Origin of the sequence: Paraburkholderia sp. WC7.3g, assembly GCF_050436345.1 — a bacterium.
In the GTDB taxonomy this organism is placed as follows: Bacteria; Pseudomonadota; Gammaproteobacteria; order Burkholderiales; family Burkholderiaceae; genus Paraburkholderia; species Paraburkholderia podalyriae.
Genome location: NZ_JBNDMA010000002.1, coordinates 192,179 through 210,366, shown reverse-complemented (window position 1 = coordinate 210,366; position 18,188 = coordinate 192,179). Strand labels below are relative to the sequence as shown.

The window sequence follows — 18,188 nt, the reverse complement described above, 5'->3', positions numbered from 1 at the left end:
AAAGGAATACACCATGTGCGGCATTGTCGGCGCGGTTGCGCAACGTAATATCGTTCCCGTCCTGATCGAAGGACTGCGACGCCTCGAATATCGCGGCTACGATTCGTGCGGCGTCGCCGTGCTCGGCGCTCGCGGGCCGAGCCGCGCGCGCAGCGTCGCGCGCGTCGCCGACCTCGATGGCCAGGTGCGCGACAGTCACCTCGAAGGCGTGACGGGAATCGCGCATACGCGCTGGGCCACACATGGCGCGCCGGTCACCGACAACGCTCACCCGATTTTCTCGTGCGATGCGCTCGCGTTGGTACACAACGGCATCATCGAGAACTACGAGGTGTTGCGCGAAATGCTGCGGGGCAAGGGCTACGAGTTCGTCTCGCAGACCGACACCGAGGTTATCGCGCATCTGGTGCATAGCCTGTATCGCGGGGACCTGTTCGCGGCGGTGCGCGAAGCCATCGCGCAACTGCATGGCGCGTACGCGATCGCGGTGCTGCACAAGGACCAGCCGCATACGGTGGTCGGCGCGCGCCAGGGCTCGCCGCTCGTGGTCGGACTCGGCGATGGCGAGAACTTCCTCGCGTCCGACGCGCTTGCGCTCGCGGGCAGCACCGAGCGCTTTATCTTCCTCGAGGAAGGCGACGTGTGCGAACTGTCGCTCGATGGCGTGCGCATCGCCGATCGCCAGGGCGAGGCCGCGCAACGCGAGGTGCGCCAGGTCGCCGCCTATGGCGGCGCGGTCGAACTCGGCCCATATCGCCACTTCATGCAGAAGGAAATCTTCGAGCAGCCGCGCGCGATCACCGACACGATTCCGCAAGCCGACGCGTTCGATGCGTCGATCTTCGGCGAAGGCGCGCGCCAGGTGTTCGCCGACATCGACAGCCTGCTGATTCTCGCGTGCGGCACGAGCTATTACTCGGGGCTCACCGCGAAGTACTGGCTCGAGTCGCTCGCGAAGATTCCGACTCAGGTCGAGATCGCGAGCGAGTATCGTTATCGCGAGTCGGTGCCGAATCCGAAGTCGCTGGTGGTGGTGATTTCGCAGTCGGGCGAAACCGCGGACACGCTCGCGGCGCTCAGGCACGCGCAGGAACTCGGCCACCGGCACACGCTCGCGATCTGCAACGTCGGCACAAGCGCGATGGTGCGGCAGACCGGGTTGTCGTTCCTGACGCACGCGGGCCGCGAGATCGGTGTCGCGTCGACCAAAGCATTCACGACGCAGCTGGTCGCGCTGTTTACGCTGGCGGCAACGCTCGCGAAGCTGCGCGGGCGCCTGAGCGATGAGCAGGAAGTCGGTTATCTGAGGCAGTTGCGCCACCTGCCGGCCGCGCTCAACAGCGTGCTCGCGCTGGAGCCGCAGATCATCGCGTGGTCGGAAGAGTTTTCGCGCAAGGAACATGCGTTGTTCCTCGGACGCGGCATGCACTATCCGATCGCGCTCGAAGGCGCGCTGAAGCTCAAGGAGATTTCGTACATCCACGCCGAGGCGTATCCGGCTGGCGAACTCAAGCATGGGCCGTTGGCACTCGTGACCGAGGCGATGCCGGTAGTGACGGTCGCGCCGAACGACGCGCTGCTCGAAAAGCTGAAGTCGAACATCCAGGAAGTGCGCGCGCGCGGCGGCGAGCTTTATGTGTTCGCCGATGCGGATACGAAGATCGTCAACGGCGAAGGGCTGCATGTGATCCGGATGCCGGAGCACTATGGCTTGCTGTCGCCGATTCTGCACGTCGTGCCGCTGCAGTTGCTCGCGTATCACACCGCCTGTGCGCGTGGCACGGATGTGGACAAGCCCCGGAACCTGGCGAAGTCGGTGACGGTGGAGTGACGAAGACGCAGCGGCAAACCGGGCCGCAAGCTCACGCGATCAGCCGCACCGCGATGCGGTCCGGCTGACGAAATATCCATCGCTCCAATCGGCATCTGTCTTTCCACGATGCCTCGACGTGACGACGCCACATCGACTACCCTCTGTCGACATCCCACGTGGCCTCGTCATCATGAAGACCTCATCTCCCAACACGCTGACCGAAAAGCTGAAGTCACGCGTTGCGCTAATCGCGCTGTTCGTCGGTTCGATGTGGGCGGTGTTCTTTCTGTCGGTCGCGTTGCCGTTCCTGCGTCTGAACGAACACGGCGTCGTGCCGCGTTCGCTCGGCGGTTTGCAGGGCATCCTGTTCGCGCCGTGGCTGCATGCGAGCGTCGGGCACATCGCCGCCAACACGAGCGGGCTCGTCGTACTCGGCTGGCTGTGTACGTGGCCCAACATCGCCGGCTTCTGGCGCGCGACCATCGGCGCGATGCTCGGCGCCGGTCTTTGCGCGTGGCTATTCGGCGCGCCGTATTCGGTGCACATCGGCGCGAGCGGGCTGGTGTTCGGCTATGCCGGTTACCTCGTTGCACGCGGTTACTACACGCGCAATATCGTGTCGATCCTCGTGGCCTTGATCGTCGTCAGCAGCTACGGTCTGAGCCTGCTGTTCGGTGTGCTGCCGATCTATCCGGATGTGTCGTGGCAGAGCCATATCGGCGGTGTGCTTGGCGGAGTGCTCGCCGCGCGCTCGGGGGCCGGTGCGGCAAGCCGGGTGCGTGTTCGCTGACGGACACGTCGCGCTCGTCGGGACGCGGGCCGTCGAAAGAAGCTACCGTCTATAACTCCGGCCGCGCCAGATCGCTCGCAACGATATGTTCGCCATACACCTGCGCGGCCGCGAGCGCTTCGAGGCGGCTCGAATGCGGGCCCAGTTCGGGCGCGCCATCGAATGGAAACAGCACGCGGCCGTCGGTCGTGCGCACCACCTTCAATACGCCGAGGAAGCGCCGGTAGCCGGCCATCTTCGCGCTCGCCGAAATATCGAAGTCGTCCTCCGAGGTGCCCGGGACGCTGGGAATAAACGCGGTCTTGCTCATAGCGGAAACATCGGTTGTTCATCGAAGCGACGCGCAACGATATGCGCGGTCGACATGCATTGTCTCAAATCCGCGCGAAGCGCGAAGCGAGCGGGTAACCCTTCGCCCTATGAGCCGATGCGCGATGCCGACAGGTTCGCTGGTTCGCCAATGGACTTGTTGGTGAACTAACGTCAACTTTCACCGCAATGTCACGGGTGCTACCTAAAGTCTGCCCGCGAATCAGACAGCACTCCCGACAGGGCAACAAAGAGGTAACAACAAAGGGCAACCAACATGTCACACCGCATCGGGTTACGCGCATTCATCATGGCCGCGTGCACGGCTTTCATCGCTTTGATCGTGGCCGCCTGCGGCTCGTCTTCTTCGTCCGGCGGGCTGCAACTGACCGGACAGCAGCAGATTCGCCACGTCTTCGTGATCACGCTCGAAAACGAAAACTACTCGACCACGTTCGGCGCCAACACCAAAGCGCCGTATCTCGCGCAAACTCTGGCATCGCAAGGCGCGCTCGTGCAGCAGTACTACGGCACGGGCCACGTGAGTCTCGATAACTACATCGCGATGATCAGCGGCCAGTCGCCGACCAATGAGACCGAGAACGACTGCATCACCTACCAGGACTTCAAGCTCACCGGCATGACGTCCGATGGCCAGGCGATCGGCTCGGGCTGCGTGTATCCGGCGAGCGTGAAGACGCTGCCGGACCAGCTGACGGCAGCGGGCTATACGTGGAAGGGCTACGAAGGCGACATGGGCAACGACCCGTCGCGCGAAGCCGCCACTTGCGGCCACCCGACACTGAACACGACGGACCTGACGCAGTCGGCCGAAGCACCGAGCGCGGCCGTGCCGCTCGGCGACCAGTACGCGACGCGCCACAACCCGTTCATGTACTTCCACTCGATCATCGATTCGCCGGACTGCGGCACGCACGTCGTCAATCTGAATAACCTGCAGAACGATCTGCAATCGGTGTCGACCACGGCGAACTTCAACCTGATCACGCCGAACCTGTGCGACGACGGCCACGACGCGCCTTGCGTGAACGGCCAACCGGGCGGCCTGACGAGCGCGAACGCGTTCCTGCAGAAGTGGGTGCCGATTATCACCGCGTCGCCGGCGTTCCAGAAGGATGGTCTGCTGATCATCAACTTCGACGAAAGCAGCTACGCGACCGTCACGCAGTCCGCGTCGGGCCAGGATCTGACGTTTGCCGGCACGACCTGCTGTAGCCAGCAACCGGGCCCGAACCTGCCGTCGTTTCCGCAGACTTCGTCGCTCGCGTATAAGGGCATCACGATCAACCTGACCAAGACGAGCTTCGGCGGCGACCAGACCGGCGCGGTGATGATCTCGAAGTTCATCAAGCCGGGCACGGTGTCCACGGTGCCGTACAACCACTATTCGATGTTGAAGAGCATCGAGGACATCTTTCAGCTCGACCACCTCGGTTACGCGGGACAGGCCGGTCTGGTCGGGTTCGGCAGCGACATCTTCACGAACCTGTAAAAGATTCGATGCTGTCTTCTGTCATGCGATTCACGGAGCGCGCGAGCGCGCATCGGCTAGCGCTCGCCGCCCTGATGGGCGGCGCGTTGCTGGCCGGAGCCGGGGCGGCGCGCGCTGCTGCGCCGACGCCGACACCGGCATCAGCCGATGCGAGGCCCGTCTATAGCGATGCCGCCGCGCTCGGCAAGCTCATCTTCTTCGATCCGGCGCTGTCGGGCTCGGGCAAGATGTCGTGCGCGAGCTGTCACAGTCCCGAGCACGCTTACGGGCCGCCCAACGGCCTCGCCGCGCAACTGGGCGGCGCGGACCTGCATCGGCAGGGCACGCGCGCGGTGCCGAGCCTGCGCTACGTGCTGAATCGCACGCCGATCTGGACGCATGCGCAGGCGGCGAGCCGGTCCGAGCGGCTCAGCGAAACCGATAACGCGCCGGTCGGCGGCTTCGGCTGGGACGGGCGCTTCAACTATCTGCACGAACAGGCAAGCTTCCCGCTGTTCAATCCGAACGAGATGGCCAACAAGGATCCGGCCGCGTTGCTCGCGAAGATGCAGCGCGCGCCGTACGCGGCGCGTTTCAAGGACGTGTTCGGCCAGAACATCTTTGCCGATCCGTCGAAAGCGTTCACGCAGGCGATGTACTCGATCGAGCGCTTCGAGCTCGAAGACTCGAGTTTTCATCCGTACACGAGCAAGTTCGATTACTACCTCGACGGAAAAGTGAAACTAACTGCGCGGGAGTTGCATGGCAAAAAGCTGTTCGACGACCCCGCTGGCGGCAATTGCGCATCCTGTCACATCGACCAGCCAGGCGTGAACGGCGCTCATCCGCTCTTTACCGACTTCAACTTTCAGGCCCTCGGCGTGCCGCGCAACCCGGAGCTGAAGGTCAACGCCGACCCGGAGTATTTCGATCTGGGCCTGTGCGGACCTTTGCGAAAGGATCAGAGCGACAAGCTCAATTGCGGGCTGTTCAAATCGGTGTCGCTGCGCAATACCGCGACGCGTCACGTGTTTTTTCACAACGGCCGTTTTCACACGCTGAAGGATGCGCTGCGCTTTTACATGCAACGCGATACGAACCCGGACAAGTGGTATCCAAAGGATGCGCAAGGAAAAGTCGACAAATTCAACGACCTGCCGGTCGCGCTGCGCGTGAACGTCGACACGACCGATGAGCCGCTGACGCGCAAAGCGGGCGAGCGCCCGGTCTGGTCCGAACGCGATATCGACGATGTCGCCGCGTTCCTCGCGACGCTGACCGACGGCTATGAGCTGAAAGGAAAAAGCGGCGAAGTAAGCGGATCGAAAAGCAGCGACAGTTCCGGTCGCCCTTGATTTAAAAGACAAAAATCGTCGAAGAAAGGTGCCGCCCGGCACGGCGGCGCTATAATGCGCGCATCTTTTTCACCTCCATCGTCCGCCATGAGCCGGTTACTTTGCCTGATCGTGCTTTCGCTCGGCCTCGCGCAAACCGCGGCGGCCGACGAAAACAGCGACCGAATCTCGGCGTATCTGACGCGGAAGTTCGGTGTCGGCAGAGAAAAAGCTCAAAAGATTTCCGACGCGGTGCAATCCGCCGCCTCCAAATACTCCCTCCCTCCGGCCCTGCTGCTCGCCATCATCTCGATCGAATCCCGCTTCAAGGAAAAAGCCCGCGGCGCCAACGGCGCGACGGGGCTGATGCAGGTCGTGCCACAAGCGCACCGCGGGCTGCTGCGCAATGTGAAGGACCTGACCGAGCCGAATGCGAACATCGAAGCCGGCTCGGCGATCCTGTACGGCTACATGCGCTCGGCGAACGGCGATCTGGATAGCGCGCTCAAGAGCTATGGCGGCTCGAAGGCCTATGCGCAAAAGGTGAATCTGCGCGTCGAGGATTTCGCGGCGGTCGCGACACCCGCAGATGGCGCTTCAGGGGCCGCCGGGCGGCCCGCCGCGTGCGAAGTCGATCTTTGTGCCGGCGCAAACCAGTGGGCCAACGCGTTCAGCGTGCCGGCGGCGCTTACGATACCCGCGACACCCGCGGCGAGCGGGGCGGCCGCGGCATCGTCGGCCCCGGCCTCGGGCTCGACTTCCGCGGCGACAGCGGGCTCGACGCGCACGGCATCGAAATAGGCGCGCTCGCGCAGTTCCCCGTCTCCTTCCGGTCCGTACGCGCTTCGACGGTCATTGGCGTGCATCTCGTTACTATCACGCGACGTAATAGGTTTCGGGTTGCACACTTTTTACGCACATAGCGCTGCGCGCTCTACAATGCATTCCCATTCGCGCCCATGAGGCGCTTCTCGCACCTGATCATGCAGATCCCCTTTTCCCGCACCACCGCCGCGGCCCTGTTTGGGCTGCTCGCGCTCACGGCATGCAGCAGCACGCCGCAGCCCAAATTCACCCAGGAACTGTTCGAAACCGGCGCAAGCCCTTACGCCCGCAATTTCAATTCGAGCACGGGCGATAGCTGCGAGGCCGCGCGCCGAGCACTGCTGAGCCAGGGCTATCTGACGACGATGTCGCGTCCCGATACCGTCGACGGCACCAAGAATTTTCAGCCGACCGGCGATACCCATGTGGTCGTCGAATTTCACGTCGTGTGCACGCCCGGCGAAGAGGCGGCCGATACCAGCATCGTTTATGTGAACGCGGTGCAGAACGGCTTCGCGTTGAAGAAAAGCGATACGTCGGCGAGCGTCGGACTCAGCGTGCTAGGTTCGCTGTCGCTGCCGATCCGCTCGATATTGACGCGATGGTGAAGATCTCGAGCGAGACGATTCCGTCGGGCAAGTTCTACGACCGCTTTTTCAGCCTCGTCGATCATTATTTGGAGACCGTCGTTCGCACGCAGCCGGTGACGAGCAGCCCGATCGAAACGCGGACGCTGCCGGTCGCCGCGCCGCTCCGGGTGACCACGCCTGAGCCGGTGCCCGAACCGGTGCCCGCGACGTCGCCCGCCGCCATTCAAACGCAGCCGACCGTGCCGGTCCAACCGACGTCGGCCTCGCCCGCGACTGCTTCGTTTGCGACACCCTCACCGGTCGTCCAGCTCGCCGATCCGATCGGCCAGGCCGCAGCGATCGAACCCGCGAGCGGCACCAAGCTGATGCCGTGATAGCGTCGCGGCGGCTTTCGCATCGAGGCTGAGCAAGTTCCGATCAGGCTGTGATTCAGGCGCGAAGTGGTATTGCCTTATGGTGTTTACTTAATACGTATACATACGTAGTAGTAGTTAACAAGGGCTCACCGAATCTGTGGATAAGTCGCAAATGTCACGCCGCTTCAATATCATGCGGAATCGATAACCCCGCGGAACACGTCGGTAGAAAACTACATAAGTGGGATAAGTTCGAACACCGTTAGCCGACGCTCGCCTTTATCAAGATTTCGCGCACAGGCTGTTCGTCGCGCTATCCCGACGTTATTCAGAGGCCGCTGTGGATAACCGCCGCTTCCGATGGCGTTTCCCGTTGCTCTCGCAACAACGCTTCGCGCGATGCGAAGCGCTCGCCAACGCACAGATTTCCGCCCATCGAACGCGCACATTGATAGCGCGGTACGGGGATTGCATGTCTTCTTATTGCAAGCGCAACTGTTGCTATTTCGCAAAAACCATTGGGCCAGCGAACAATCCGGCATAGAGTTAAAGTGCTTTGTGAGGTTTCTGGTGCAGTGCGGGGGACGTATGAAACGCAGATCAGCACGACAGTTAGTCCGTATTCTCTCGGACCTTCGACATGCGGCTCATTGCAGTTCACTACGCGCGGCCGCGACCAATCGGGTGATGGCGCTGGCAGCCGCCGAGGCTGCCGAGGACGTCGATCCGACTCGCGACGACGACAGCCCCGAGTCCGCGCGCGACGCACAGCGGGACAAGCTGTTTCGGGGCAGATCATGAGAGCCGCGAGCGAACAGTCGTTGCGGTTTCTGGTCGAGAAGTGGCTTGCGCCATCGCCGCGCCGATCCGGTTCACGTGACGGAGTTCAGCCGCACGCGCACGGGCGGGCGGCGTTATGTGCGGGTCGAGACGTCGTCGGAAGAGGGCGGGCGCGGTCTGTTCTTCTTTCGTCACGACGACGGCTGCTGGTGCGTGTTTCCGCCGACCGCCGATACCCCGAGCCTGTTTGTTCATCCGCGCGCGGCATAGTTAGCGAATGGGTGAGACGCCTGTGGTGCGCACCGCACTCACTCGACGCGTCAGCCGTGCAACGAAACCTGATTACGACGCCTGCGGCGCACGCTGCCGCGCGCGTTTCCAGCCTGGCAGTACCTGGCACACGATCAATCCCGACAGCATCAGCGCGCAGCCGAACAATGCGCGAGCCGTCAGCGTTTCGCCGAGCACGAGCCAGCCCGCGAACGCCGCGAACACGCCTTCCATGCTAAAAATCACCGCCGCGTGCGAGGGTGCCGCGTAGCGCTGCGCGACTGGCAAAGCCCGCGAGACGCGCGATAATCGCGCAACCGCCGCGGGTTCGCCGCTCACGTCGATCACCGTCGTCAAGCAAATTGCCGAACGGACCGCGATCCCCGGCTCTTGCACGAGCAAACGAAATGGACGACAGGGACTGGATTGCGGGCGCCGCGAAGGCGCTCGCGATCATCGAAGCATTCGACGAAGAGCACGCGCGCATGACGCCAACGATGGTCGCCTCGCGCGCCGGCCTGTCGCGCACGGCCGCGCGCCGCTATCTGCTGACGCTGTGCGAACTCGGCTACGTCGACACAGACGGCAAGCTCTTCTGGCTCGCGCCGCGCGTGCTGCGGCTCGGCCAGTCTTACCTCGATTCGGCGCGCCTGCCGCGCACGGTGCAGCCGTTCCTGCAGCGGATCACCGCGACTGTGCAGGAAACCGCGCTGGTCGCGATCCTCGACGAACACGATGTCGTCTACGTTGCGCGCAATGGCGTGAATCGGGCGATGGCGGTCGGCTTCGTGACCGGCTCGCGGGCGCCGGCGCCGTTGTCGTCGGCGGGGCTCGTGCTGCTCGCGTTCCAGCCGCCCGATAGCATAGATCCTTGGCTCGCATCGTATCCGATCAAGATTTTCACGCCGTACACCTATTCAACAGTCGACCGGCTCAGAGAAGTGCTTGGTGAAATCCGCCGCAATGGCTACGTGGTCACCGACCAGCAGCTGGAGATCGGGGTGCGCGGCGTCGCAGTGCCGTTGCGCGACCGGCACGGTACGGTGGTCGCGGCGATCAGCGTTAGCATGCCGATCGGCGAGGAGTCGGCGAACGCCGCGTTGCACCGCGTTTTGCCGGCACTGCAGGAGACCGCGAGCCTGCTGCGGAATCTGGTCTGAGTGCGGCGAAACAGTCGACGAAGCACGCGGCTGGCAGCTTGATACGGCCCTGTAGTGTCCCCGGTATCGCTTGCCGGACAAATGAAAGCACTCTGAAAGCAGGCTGTCTCCCGGAAAATACAGATCGAGTTTTGCGCATGACAAACCGCCGACGCTTGGGTAATACTCTCCCGCGGGGAGCACAAGGCGCCTCGCAGTCCAGCCCGCTCCACCGCGCAGCTGTATTCATTCACATTGACTCAGTCGTCTGGTTTGGGGATCAACACATGAAAAAAGTTATCGTCTCGCTCGCAGCCGCCTCGATCGCGCTGGTTTCCGTTCAGGCTTTCGCACAGGCGTCGGATGCCGCTGCTATGGAAGCAGCAAGCGCACCGAAGAAGCACCACGTCAAGCAGCTGAAGACCCACGGCAAGAAAGCACACGTATCCGCCGCAGCTTCGGCAGCAGGCACGAACGACAAGGGCACGCAGAACTAAGCCAACGCCCGCTCGTCGGGCGCGCCGTACCGCTGCGCCGCGCCACTTGCCCGTCGACGCAGCCGGTGAAGGCAGATGCGTTGCCAGCAAAAAGGCCAGAGCTCGCGCTCTGGCCTTTTTGCTTTTGCGGCGGATGTTGCGCGCGGGAAGATCAGCCCGCGAGCCCGCGCCGGATCACTTCGTCCAGCAGCCCGTTCAGGCCGTCGGGATGCGTGGCGGCGCGCGTTTTCAGTTCATCCACCAGCCCGCTGTTGAGCTTGCACGCAAACGGCACAAGGCCTTGCGCCTGATCGAGCTTGCGCTGCTCACGCCGGTCGACCTTCGGTTCGGTCGCCACGCCCTTGCCGCCAAGGCTCGCGGTCGCCCGCTTCATCGCGTTGCCCAGTTTCAACGCCTTGTTCTTTTCAAGGTCGGTTTTTTTCATCGCCATCGGAAAGGCCTCTGCCAAATAGATCAACCCGCATTGTACGCAAGCGCGCGGCGCGTCAGCCGACGCGCTCCGGCGCGCCGGCGGAGACGCTGTCCATCAACGCGCGCATCCTCTGCCAATGCGTGCCTTCCCAGAACACGCGTCCGCACACGTCGCAGGTCACGAAGCGGCTGTGCCGCTGCAGCACGCCGTGCGGCACGCGCGGGCCGGCTTCCTCGCGCGCGATGCGCCGCAGCGGCGCATTGCATATCAGACACAGCCGGAACGGTTGCGCGCTGCGCGCGAGATCGAGCCGTTCGAACACTTCGCGCAACTGCTCACGCGGCCGCAGCGCGCGCACGTAGCAGCCATGCGTGATGTTGCGGCGTTTGAGCAACTCGCGGTCGCGCGTCAGCACGATACGCTGCTGCGCGGCGGCGAGCGCCTCGATATCGGCGTCGGGAAAGTGGTTGTCGTACAGCGTATCGAAGCCTGCGAGCCGTAGAAGCGGCGCGAGGCCTCCTAAATGGGCATCGGCGATGAAGCGCATCACTCGCAAAGGTCGCTCGCGCACGCGCAGCAACGGCTGGATGTCGAGCGCCTCGAATTTCGGATACACGGCGACGCGGTCTCCGTCGGCGAGCGGATGATCGAAACCGACCGAGTCGCCGTTCACCAATATCAGTTCGACTTCGGTATGCGGCACGCCGAGCACCTCGATCATGTGCTTGGTCGTCGCCCCGCGCGCACAGACGCAGGGGAACGCGCGCCGACGCAGCGGCCGGGCGATGAAGTCGTTCAGCTCCTCGTAGAAGCGGAATGTCGCGGTGACCATCTCGGCAGTATCGCACCGCTGGCGTTGCGCGTTGTCCTGCGCGTGTCGCATGAGTGTGCTTTACTTCGGGTTCTTTAGAAGACGGAGCGATAGATGGACATCGGTTTTATCGGTCTCGGCGAGATGGGCGCCGCGATGGTTGCAAACATTCTGAAAGCCGGGCACCCGGTGCGCGTGTGGAACCGCTCGCCGGACAAGGCGCAGCCGCTGGCCGGGCTGGGCGCGCAGATCGTCGCGACGCCGGCAGAAGCGTTTGCGGGCGACGCGGTGTTCTCGATGCTCGCCGACGATGCCGCGTTGCGCGAAGTCATCACCGCGTCGCTGCTCGAGCATGCGCCGCGCGGGCTGATCCACGCGAACATGGCGACGATTTCCGTTGCACTGGCCGAGGAACTGGCGACCGCGCACGCGTCGCGCGGCGTGCACTATGTGGCCGCACCGGTGCTCGGCCGGCCTGACGTCGCGGCCGCGGGCAAGCTGACGATCGTCGCGGGCGGCCCGGCGGAATCGATCGACCGGGTCCAGCCGATTTTCGACGCGCTCGGCCAGAAGACCTGGCGCATCGGCTCGCTGCCGCAGCAGGCGAACGTGATGAAGCTGGCTGCGAACTTCATGCTCGGCGCCGCGATCGAGACGCTCGGCGAAGCGGCCGCGCTCGTGACGGGGCACGGCCTCGCGATGCAGGACTTCCTCGACGTGATCACCAACGGCCTGTTCCCGGGACCGGTGTACTCGGGCTACGGCAAGTTGATCGCCGAGCAGCGCTTCGAACCGGCGCTGTTCAAGGCGCGTCTGGGGCTGAAGGACGTGCGCCTCGCGCTTGCCGCCGCCGATGCGGTGACGACGCCGATGCCGGTCGCGAGCGTGGTGCGCGACAGCCTGATCGAGGCGATCGCGCACGGCGATGGCGACAAGGATTTCGCGGTGCTGGGTCAGGTGGCGACGCGGCGGGCCGGTCGTTGACGGTGGCTGTCGAGCGCCGGGCGCGAGCGATCGACGCAACGTGGCCGGATGGAGTCACGCCGGGCGGCAAGGCATAATAGCCGTCCGATTCCCCCTTCTCCCGACTTCGATGACTCTGCATACCTGGTGGCCGTTCGCCGTGACCGTTTTCGTCGTTTCCGCGATTCCCGGTCCCAACATGCTGCTCGTGATGACGCACGGCGCCCAGCACGGCCTGCGCCGTGCGAGCGCGACGATGGTCGGCTGTCTTTCGGCGCTGGTGCTGATGCTGGCGGTATCGGCGGCGGGGCTCGGCGTGTTTCTGGCGGCATGGCCGACCATGTTCAACGCACTGCGCATGATCGGCGCGGCCTATCTCGTGTATCTGGGCATCAAGGCATGGCGCGCGCCGGCCGACGAAGCGACTGCGCGAAACGTCGACGAACTAACGGCGAGGCCCGCGCGCTCGCGCTTCGCGCTATTTCGCAACGGCTTTCTGGTCGCGAGCAGCAATCCGAAGGCGATCCTGTTCGCGGCCGCGCTGCTGCCGCAATTCATCGATGCCACCCAGCCGACGTTGCCGCAATTCGGCGTACTGCTCGCCACGTTTGCGTCGATCGAGGTCAGTTGGTATCTGGTGTACGCGGGTTTCGGCACGCGCATCGGCGCGAAGCTGAAAAGCCGCGGCGTTGCGCGAATGTTCAACCGGCTGACGGGCGGTGTGTTCGTCGGCTTCGGCGCGATGATGGCGCTGGCGCGGCACTAAGCACCGCGCTCCACAGCAGACAAGAGGAAATGGAGCCGTACGAATGTGACCGTGGTATGTTTGCAACATCGAGGGTGAACCCTAATTTGCATGTTGCAATGCACCAAGCGGTTTGCTATAGTAGGCCTTGTCTCCTCCATGTCTCCACTGATATGGATTCAGCCCGCCAACCTAGGCGGGCTTTTTTTTGCCCCGAATTCGCCGTGGGACTGCGGACGCTTGACCTGGTGTCGACGTTCGCGGTTCGACTCGCCTAGCGTTTCAAACCGGTCTCTTCGTCCGTGCTGATGGCGAGATTCATGCACTGGATCGCCGCACCCGATGCGCCCTTGCCGAGATTGTCCAGACGCGCAACGGTCACGAAGTGCTCCTCGTTGCCGAACACGAACAGGTCGACGCGATTGGTGTCGTTGTTCGCCTGCACGTCGAAGAAGCCGTTGTCGAGATTCCCGTCGGCGTCGAACGGTGCGACGTGCACGAACGCTTCACCCGCGTAGTACTCGGCGAACAGAGCCTGCACGTCCTGCGGCGTCGTCTTCTTCGCGAGTTGGCCCGGCGAGAAGTACGTGGTGACGGCGAGGCCCTTGTAGAAGTCGCCGACGATCGGCGTGAAGATCGGCGCCGACTTCAGGCCGGTATGCGCGGCCATTTCCGGCAGGTGCTTGTGCGTAAGGCTGAGCGCGTACGGGCGCGGGCTCTTCAGCCTGTCGTTGCCGCCGGCTTCGTAGTCGGCAATCATCTTCTTGCCGCCGCCGCTGTAGCCCGTGATCGAGTAGGCGTGCGCGGCGAACTCGGGTGCGACGACGCCGCCTTCGACGAGCGGGCGCATCGCCAGCACGAACGCCGAGGCGTGGCAGCCCGGCACGGCGATGCGTTTGGCGGTGCGCAGGCGCTCGCGTTGCGAGCGGGCCAGCTCGGGCAGGCCATAGGCCCAGTCGGGCGAGGTGCGGAACGCGGTGCTCGCGTCGATCAGCACGGTACGGTCGTTATCGACAAGCGAAGCGGATTCGCGCGAAGCGACGTCGGGCAGGCACAGGAACGTGACGTCCGACGCGTTGATGAGACGACGGCGCTCGTCCAGGTCCTTGCGCTTCGCTTCTTCGATACGCAGGATTTCGACGTCGGCGCGCTGCGACAGATATTCAAAAATCTTCAGGCCGGTCGTGCCTTCCTGTCCGTCGACAAAAACTTTCGTGCTCATCTCGATCTCACTCGCTGGAAAACGGGGCGCGAGGCCGCGCCGGAACGTCATTTTATGACGTCATCGCTGCGCATGTGCGGTGCAGCGCGAAAAAACGACGATGCGCGCGCAACGTGACATCGGCGTGACCTGTTGCACGGCGAATGCGTGCTGATGACCGAAGATGAACTGCGGATGAACCGCGGATGAACCGCGGATGAACCGCGGATGAACCGCGGATGAGCCGCGCCGCCATCGCGGCGCCGTTCAGCCATTACCCGCGCGGCGCGATCCAGCGCGCGGTGACGCCCGCAATGCGTGCGCCGAAGAGGCGCGCGGTTTCGAGATCGCCGGGGGGCGGTGCTTCGTCGGGCGACGCATCGGCCGCCGATTGCGTGAGCAGCCCGGTAAAGCCACCGACGAAGTTCAGGTCGTTGCGCGTCGCGGCCTTGGTGTTCGACGGCATCATGCCGGTGCCCGCCCAGATCATGCTGTGCTGCATCGCCAGCGTGACGAAGTACTGGATCGTCGAGAACTTGTCGCCGTTCATCGTCGCCGAGTTCGTGAAACCGGCCGCGATCTTGTCCTTCCACGCCTGGCCGAACCACGGCTTCGAACTCGCGTCGGCGAACTTCTTGAAGTCGGCCGACGGACCGCCCATGTAGGTCGGCGCGCCGAAGATCAGCGCATCGGCGGCGGCGAGTTCGTCCCACGACGCGTCGTCGAGGTCGCCGACCGGCATCAGCTTCGCCTGCGCACCGGCTTCGAGCGCGCCCGCGAGCACGGCTTCGGCGACTTTCTTCGTATGGCCGTAGCCGCTGTGATAAACGATGACGATCTTCGACATGAAATGCTCCAGCAAGGCGATCCGCAACGTGAACGGGAGAAGCAACGCGCTGCGGCGCTGGGCTCGCGATGACGACCGCGATGGTCGCCGCTAGCGCCCGAAATTGACCACCAGCCGCGCGCTGCCGATCGCGGCCGTGCCGATCTGGTGATCGAACATCAACGCGGGGCGTCCTTGCGCGAGATGCAGATCGGCCGTGCTCAGCGCGTACACGGTGATGATATAGCGATGCGGTTTGCCGGGCGGCGGGCAGGGGCCGCCATAGCCGTCGGTATCGAAGTCGTTGCGCGCTTCGACCGCGCCGAGCTTGTGCAGGAAACCGGATGAACTCGCATTCTCCGGCAGGCTGTCGACCGTGGCCGGGATGCCGGCGACCGCCCAGTGCCACCAGCCGCGCCCGGGCGCGTCCTCGTCGAACATCGTGATCGCGAAGCCGCGGGTGCCGGCCGGCGCGTCGCGCCATGACAGTTGCGGTGAACGGTTGCCGCCTTGGCAGTCGTTCTGATCGAACACCTGCGCATTGGGCACGGCGCCGCCCGCGCGCACGTTCGCGCTCGTCAGCGTGAACGGCTCGTCGGCCCGCGCACCGGTGCCGTGTGCCGCGAATAGCGCGAGCATCGCGCCGACGGCGAGCGATCGATGCCGCCAGCAGGAAGCCATCGAAACAACCAGGCAACGTTCGCGCATATGCCGGTTCTCCTGTCAGGGCGCGAGGCGCGGGTCCTCGCGATGGTCGTTGTCTTGAATTGTGCCCCAAGGTCGAATCAAGTCTAACATCAGCGCTGATTAGCTCTGCGACGCAATAAGTTCGCGTCCCGCGGAATTCGCAGATAGGAAATCAGCTATAGTGGAAGGCCTTATCGCGCGACCCTGGCTGTATTTGACCCGTCTAAATTGCGAGCGTCGAAATAAGTGTTAGAAGTTGTGGAGACCGGTTTATCCGTCCAGAGGAGGACGATGCAAGTTTCACTCAGGGTCGTGGTGGCAGACGATCATCCGGTCATTCTGTTTGGCGCTGAACATGCGCTGGTCAAGTTTCCCGGTATGCAAGTCGTTGGGCGTGCAAGGCAGTCGACTGAACTCATCAAAATATTGCAATCCACCGAGTGCGACGTACTCGTCACCGACCTGGCCATGCCGGGCGGTCAGTACGGCGATGGCTTGCAGCTCATCGACTATTTGCGCCGCAATTTCCCGGACCTGCCGATCGTCGTGCTCACCATGCTTGAGAACGCCGCATTGCTTAAACGGCTCAGGGAGCTTGGCGTGACGTCGGTCGTGAACAAATCGGACGATCTCAGCCATATTGCGCTTGCGGTACAGCACGTCGGCCGTCGCATGACGTATATGAGTCCGTCGGTGAAGGCGGTGCTCGATGGGTTGCGGGTCAATCTGGCCGGCAGGCGCGACGACTCGAAGCTGTCGCGGCGCGAACTCGAAGTCGTGCGCCTGTTCGTGTCGGGCATGACGATCAAGGAAATCTCGCAGCGCTTGAATCGCAGCATCAAGACGATCAGCACGCAGAAAAACGCGGCCATGCGCAAGCTCGGAATCGATCGCGACTCCCAACTATTCCAGTATGCGCAGAGCAATGGATTGCTGAATCTGACGTCGGACTCGCGTAAAGACATCGCCAACGAGTCCTGATATCGCGCGCGGTTCCTTTGCCGGGTAGTCGGCGATAAAAAAGCCGCCAGTTTCGCAACAGGCGGCTTTTTCATTCGCTCCGCATCAAAGCGGCTGCGTTTTATTGTTCTATTGCGATCGTTTTATTGTCACTGCTATAGCGCGATGGCTTTATTGCGGCGTCGACGTTGCACCGCCATGCGCAGCGGACCACTCGGCCGGCGCGTGCAGGAACTTCTCCACTTCGTCGATCGTCTTCGTGTCGAAGTAGTTGTTTTGCTTCGCGACGCGCAGTACGTCCCACCACGTGGCGAGCGCGTGCAGATCGACGTCGATGTCTTTCAGCACCGACACGCTTTCCTTGAAGATGTTGTAGTGGAACAGCACGAAGCAGTGGTTCACCGTCGCGCCCGCGGTGCGCAGCGCGTTGATGAAGTTGATCTTGCTGCGGCTGTCGGTCGTCAGGTCTTCGACGAGCAGCACGCGCTGGCCTTCGGTCAGTAGACCTTCGATCTGCGCGTTGCGGCCGAAACCCTTCGGCTTCTTGCGCACATACTGCATCGGCACCATCAGGCGGTCGGACAGCCACGCCGCGAACGGGATGCCCGCGGTTTCGCCACCGGCGACCGCGTCGATCTGTTCATAGCCGACATCGCGCAGGATCGTCGCTTCGGCCATTTCCATCAGGCCGCGGCGCACGCGCGGATACGAGATCAGCTTGCGGCAATCGATATACACCGGGCTTGCCCAGCCGGACGTGAAAATATACGGTTTCTCCGCATTGAAATGCACTGCTTGTACTTCGAGCAGCATCTTGGCGGTGGTGTCGGAGATCGTCTGGCGATCGAAGCCTGTCATGGGGCGGATCCTTCGGAGTGAGCGGGGGAGAAGCGGGCGCTGGGCCCGGTGGCGCAGCAAGCGGGGTATGCCGCGCCATGCTGGGCGGAATACGCGGCCGGGAGAAGAGCACAGACCGGCTTTTGCTGCGCGCGTGGGCCGCTATTTTACCTGAAATGGGTCCCACCGAGGGAGCGTCGTGCGCGGCGGCGCGGCCGGCGGGTGCCTCGGCGCGCGCATCGTCTTGTGACCGGGTGAGGCCGCCTTCAGACCTACGGAATGCTTTCAATGAACGCCGCTCCACCCGTCTCCGACTCCGCCATCGATACCCGCCCCGCCGTCAAACAGGGCTATGCGGGCCACGCGCTGCTCGCCTCGGTGCCTAGGCTACGCGATGGACGGCTTCGATCTGCTGATCCTCGGCTTCATGCTGCCCGTGATCGCTGCCGACCTGCATCTGAGTTCGCGTTCAATCGCATCGAATCCGCAGCATCCGCGGCGACTGTTTCGCTAATGGCGAGTCCTGTTAACCACTCAGTGCATCGACACGT

Annotated in this window: 17 protein-coding genes and 4 pseudogenes; 13 read left to right on the top strand and 8 right to left on the bottom strand. The window is 63.4% G+C overall.

The features are described 5' to 3' along the window. The first annotated feature begins 13 nt into the window (after positions 1 to 13). Positions 14 to 1,831 carry a glutamine--fructose-6-phosphate transaminase (isomerizing) gene (gene glmS, locus OKW43_RS12415; protein ID WP_429447604.1) on the top strand — a complete coding sequence of 606 codons (1,818 nt, stop codon included), beginning with the start codon at positions 14 to 16 and terminating at the stop codon, positions 1,829 to 1,831. A 172-nt stretch (positions 1,832 to 2,003) separates the two neighbouring features. Further along, a complete protein-coding gene (locus OKW43_RS12410; RefSeq protein ID WP_187632606.1) occupies positions 2,004 to 2,603 on the top strand; it encodes a rhomboid family intramembrane serine protease in 600 nt (199 codons plus the stop codon). Between the two features lie 49 nt (positions 2,604 to 2,652). Here the strand turns inward: OKW43_RS12410 and OKW43_RS12405 are convergent, their stop codons facing one another. Then, positions 2,653 to 2,913: a DUF6723 family protein gene (locus OKW43_RS12405; RefSeq protein ID WP_429447602.1), complete on the bottom strand. Its 261-nt coding sequence runs from the start codon at positions 2,911 to 2,913 to the stop codon at positions 2,653 to 2,655. Positions 2,914 to 3,189: 276 nt separating this feature from the next. Here OKW43_RS12405 and OKW43_RS12400 point away from each other — a divergent pair, with 276 nt between their 5' ends. From OKW43_RS12400 to OKW43_RS12380, 5 genes and pseudogenes are all read left to right on the top strand, one after another. Continuing rightward, the gene (locus OKW43_RS12400; RefSeq protein WP_429447600.1) at positions 3,190 to 4,425 is read left to right on the top strand and encodes an alkaline phosphatase family protein; all 1,236 of its coding nucleotides are present in this window, start codon (positions 3,190 to 3,192) and stop codon (positions 4,423 to 4,425) included. Between the two features lie 23 nt (positions 4,426 to 4,448). Next, positions 4,449 to 5,759 carry a cytochrome-c peroxidase gene (locus tag OKW43_RS12395; RefSeq protein ID WP_429451645.1) on the top strand — a complete coding sequence of 437 codons (1,311 nt, stop codon included), beginning with the start codon at positions 4,449 to 4,451 and terminating at the stop codon, positions 5,757 to 5,759. 87 nt (positions 5,760 to 5,846) lie between these two features. Next, positions 5,847 to 6,539: a lytic transglycosylase domain-containing protein gene (locus tag OKW43_RS12390; RefSeq protein WP_187632611.1), complete on the top strand. Its 693-nt coding sequence runs from the start codon at positions 5,847 to 5,849 to the stop codon at positions 6,537 to 6,539. A 182-nt stretch (positions 6,540 to 6,721) separates the two neighbouring features. Continuing rightward, positions 6,722 to 7,527: pseudogene (locus OKW43_RS12385) on the top strand (DUF2242 domain-containing protein). A gap of 779 nt (positions 7,528 to 8,306) precedes the next feature. Continuing rightward, positions 8,307 to 8,559, top strand: a pseudogene (locus OKW43_RS12380) (hypothetical protein). 72 nt (positions 8,560 to 8,631) lie between these two features. Here OKW43_RS12380 and OKW43_RS12375 read toward each other — a convergent pair. Continuing rightward, positions 8,632 to 8,934 (bottom strand): annotated as a pseudogene (locus OKW43_RS12375) (EamA family transporter); the annotation flags it as partial. Positions 8,935 to 8,966: 32 nt separating this feature from the next. Here OKW43_RS12375 and OKW43_RS12370 point away from each other — a divergent pair. Together OKW43_RS12370 and OKW43_RS12365 are read left to right on the top strand one after the other, a co-directional pair. Continuing rightward, positions 8,967 to 9,719, top strand: a complete 753-nt coding sequence (locus tag OKW43_RS12370; RefSeq protein WP_429447597.1) for an IclR family transcriptional regulator domain-containing protein — start codon at positions 8,967 to 8,969, stop codon at positions 9,717 to 9,719. 266 nt (positions 9,720 to 9,985) lie between these two features. Continuing rightward, positions 9,986 to 10,195 carry a hypothetical protein gene (locus OKW43_RS12365; RefSeq protein WP_187632615.1) on the top strand — a complete coding sequence of 70 codons (210 nt, stop codon included), beginning with the start codon at positions 9,986 to 9,988 and terminating at the stop codon, positions 10,193 to 10,195. 151 nt (positions 10,196 to 10,346) lie between these two features. On the opposite strand, the gene OKW43_RS12360 is transcribed toward OKW43_RS12365, so the two are convergent. Together OKW43_RS12360 and OKW43_RS12355 are read right to left on the bottom strand one after the other, a co-directional pair. Beyond that, positions 10,347 to 10,625: a hypothetical protein gene (locus OKW43_RS12360; RefSeq protein WP_187632616.1), complete on the bottom strand. Its 279-nt coding sequence runs from the start codon at positions 10,623 to 10,625 to the stop codon at positions 10,347 to 10,349. Between the two features lie 55 nt (positions 10,626 to 10,680). Beyond that, positions 10,681 to 11,439 (bottom strand): Mut7-C RNAse domain-containing protein, encoded by a 759-nt coding sequence (locus tag OKW43_RS12355; RefSeq protein ID WP_429451643.1) that lies wholly within the window; start codon positions 11,437 to 11,439, stop codon positions 10,681 to 10,683. Positions 11,440 to 11,532: 93 nt separating this feature from the next. Here OKW43_RS12355 and OKW43_RS12350 point away from each other — a divergent pair, with 93 nt between their 5' ends. Together OKW43_RS12350 and OKW43_RS12345 are read left to right on the top strand one after the other, a co-directional pair. Then, entirely contained in the window at positions 11,533 to 12,402 is an 870-nt protein-coding gene (locus OKW43_RS12350) for an NAD(P)-dependent oxidoreductase (protein WP_187632617.1), read from the top strand. A 109-nt stretch (positions 12,403 to 12,511) separates the two neighbouring features. Then, complete coding sequence (locus OKW43_RS12345; protein ID WP_429447594.1) at positions 12,512 to 13,147, top strand: LysE family translocator; 636 nt, start codon at positions 12,512 to 12,514, stop codon at positions 13,145 to 13,147. 253 nt (positions 13,148 to 13,400) lie between these two features. Here OKW43_RS12345 and argC read toward each other — a convergent pair whose 3' ends face one another. The 3 genes from argC to OKW43_RS12330 all read right to left on the bottom strand — a co-directional run bounded on the left by argC (position 13,401) and on the right by OKW43_RS12330 (position 15,861). After that, positions 13,401 to 14,348, bottom strand: a complete 948-nt coding sequence (gene argC, locus OKW43_RS12340) for an N-acetyl-gamma-glutamyl-phosphate reductase (RefSeq protein WP_187632619.1) — start codon at positions 14,346 to 14,348, stop codon at positions 13,401 to 13,403. Between the two features lie 253 nt (positions 14,349 to 14,601). Beyond that, the gene (locus tag OKW43_RS12335; protein WP_187632620.1) at positions 14,602 to 15,174 is read right to left on the bottom strand and encodes a flavodoxin family protein; all 573 of its coding nucleotides are present in this window, start codon (positions 15,172 to 15,174) and stop codon (positions 14,602 to 14,604) included. A 90-nt stretch (positions 15,175 to 15,264) separates the two neighbouring features. Beyond that, entirely contained in the window at positions 15,265 to 15,861 is a 597-nt protein-coding gene (locus OKW43_RS12330; protein ID WP_429447591.1) for a YbhB/YbcL family Raf kinase inhibitor-like protein, read from the bottom strand. A 270-nt stretch (positions 15,862 to 16,131) separates the two neighbouring features. On the opposite strand from OKW43_RS12330, the gene OKW43_RS12325 reads away from it, so the two are divergent. Continuing rightward, positions 16,132 to 16,821 carry a response regulator gene (locus OKW43_RS12325; protein ID WP_187632622.1) on the top strand — a complete coding sequence of 230 codons (690 nt, stop codon included), beginning with the start codon at positions 16,132 to 16,134 and terminating at the stop codon, positions 16,819 to 16,821. A gap of 150 nt (positions 16,822 to 16,971) precedes the next feature. Here the strand turns inward: OKW43_RS12325 and OKW43_RS12320 are convergent, their stop codons facing one another. Further along, positions 16,972 to 17,658, bottom strand: a complete 687-nt coding sequence (locus tag OKW43_RS12320) for an orotate phosphoribosyltransferase (RefSeq protein WP_018418686.1) — start codon at positions 17,656 to 17,658, stop codon at positions 16,972 to 16,974. A gap of 267 nt (positions 17,659 to 17,925) precedes the next feature. Here OKW43_RS12320 and OKW43_RS12315 point away from each other — a divergent pair. After that, positions 17,926 to 18,106 (top strand): annotated as a pseudogene (locus OKW43_RS12315) (MFS transporter); the annotation flags it as partial. Positions 18,107 to 18,188: the final 82 nt, after the last annotated feature.

What these genes read in the sequence shown, in the direction of transcription:
- OKW43_RS12390 (WP_187632611.1), top strand. Translation starts at nt 5,847, where the DNA reads ATGAGCCGGTTACTTTGCCTGATCGTGCTTTCGCTCGGCCTCGCGCAA.
- OKW43_RS12395 (WP_429451645.1), top strand. Translation starts at nt 4,449, where the DNA reads ATGCGATTCACGGAGCGCGCGAGCGCGCATCGGCTAGCGCTCGCCGCC.
- OKW43_RS12335 (WP_187632620.1), bottom strand. Translation starts at nt 15,174, where the DNA reads ATGTCGAAGATCGTCATCGTTTATCACAGCGGCTACGGCCATACGAAG.
- OKW43_RS12355 (WP_429451643.1), bottom strand. Translation starts at nt 11,439, where the DNA reads ATGGTCACCGCGACATTCCGCTTCTACGAGGAGCTGAACGACTTCATC.
- OKW43_RS12325 (WP_187632622.1), top strand. Translation starts at nt 16,132, where the DNA reads ATGCAAGTTTCACTCAGGGTCGTGGTGGCAGACGATCATCCGGTCATT.
- OKW43_RS12405 (WP_429447602.1), bottom strand. Translation starts at nt 2,913, where the DNA reads ATGAGCAAGACCGCGTTTATTCCCAGCGTCCCGGGCACCTCGGAGGAC.
- OKW43_RS12410 (WP_187632606.1), top strand. Translation starts at nt 2,004, where the DNA reads ATGAAGACCTCATCTCCCAACACGCTGACCGAAAAGCTGAAGTCACGC.
- OKW43_RS12360 (WP_187632616.1), bottom strand. Translation starts at nt 10,625, where the DNA reads ATGGCGATGAAAAAAACCGACCTTGAAAAGAACAAGGCGTTGAAACTG.
- OKW43_RS12350 (WP_187632617.1), top strand. Translation starts at nt 11,533, where the DNA reads ATGGACATCGGTTTTATCGGTCTCGGCGAGATGGGCGCCGCGATGGTT.
- OKW43_RS12400 (WP_429447600.1), top strand. Translation starts at nt 3,190, where the DNA reads ATGTCACACCGCATCGGGTTACGCGCATTCATCATGGCCGCGTGCACG.
- OKW43_RS12365 (WP_187632615.1), top strand. Translation starts at nt 9,986, where the DNA reads ATGAAAAAAGTTATCGTCTCGCTCGCAGCCGCCTCGATCGCGCTGGTT.
- OKW43_RS12320 (WP_018418686.1), bottom strand. Translation starts at nt 17,658, where the DNA reads ATGACAGGCTTCGATCGCCAGACGATCTCCGACACCACCGCCAAGATG.
- argC (WP_187632619.1), bottom strand. Translation starts at nt 14,348, where the DNA reads ATGAGCACGAAAGTTTTTGTCGACGGACAGGAAGGCACGACCGGCCTG.
- OKW43_RS12345 (WP_429447594.1), top strand. Translation starts at nt 12,512, where the DNA reads ATGACTCTGCATACCTGGTGGCCGTTCGCCGTGACCGTTTTCGTCGTT.
- glmS (WP_429447604.1), top strand. Translation starts at nt 14, where the DNA reads ATGTGCGGCATTGTCGGCGCGGTTGCGCAACGTAATATCGTTCCCGTC.
- OKW43_RS12370 (WP_429447597.1), top strand. Translation starts at nt 8,967, where the DNA reads ATGGACGACAGGGACTGGATTGCGGGCGCCGCGAAGGCGCTCGCGATC.
- OKW43_RS12330 (WP_429447591.1), bottom strand. Translation starts at nt 15,861, where the DNA reads ATGCGCGAACGTTGCCTGGTTGTTTCGATGGCTTCCTGCTGGCGGCAT.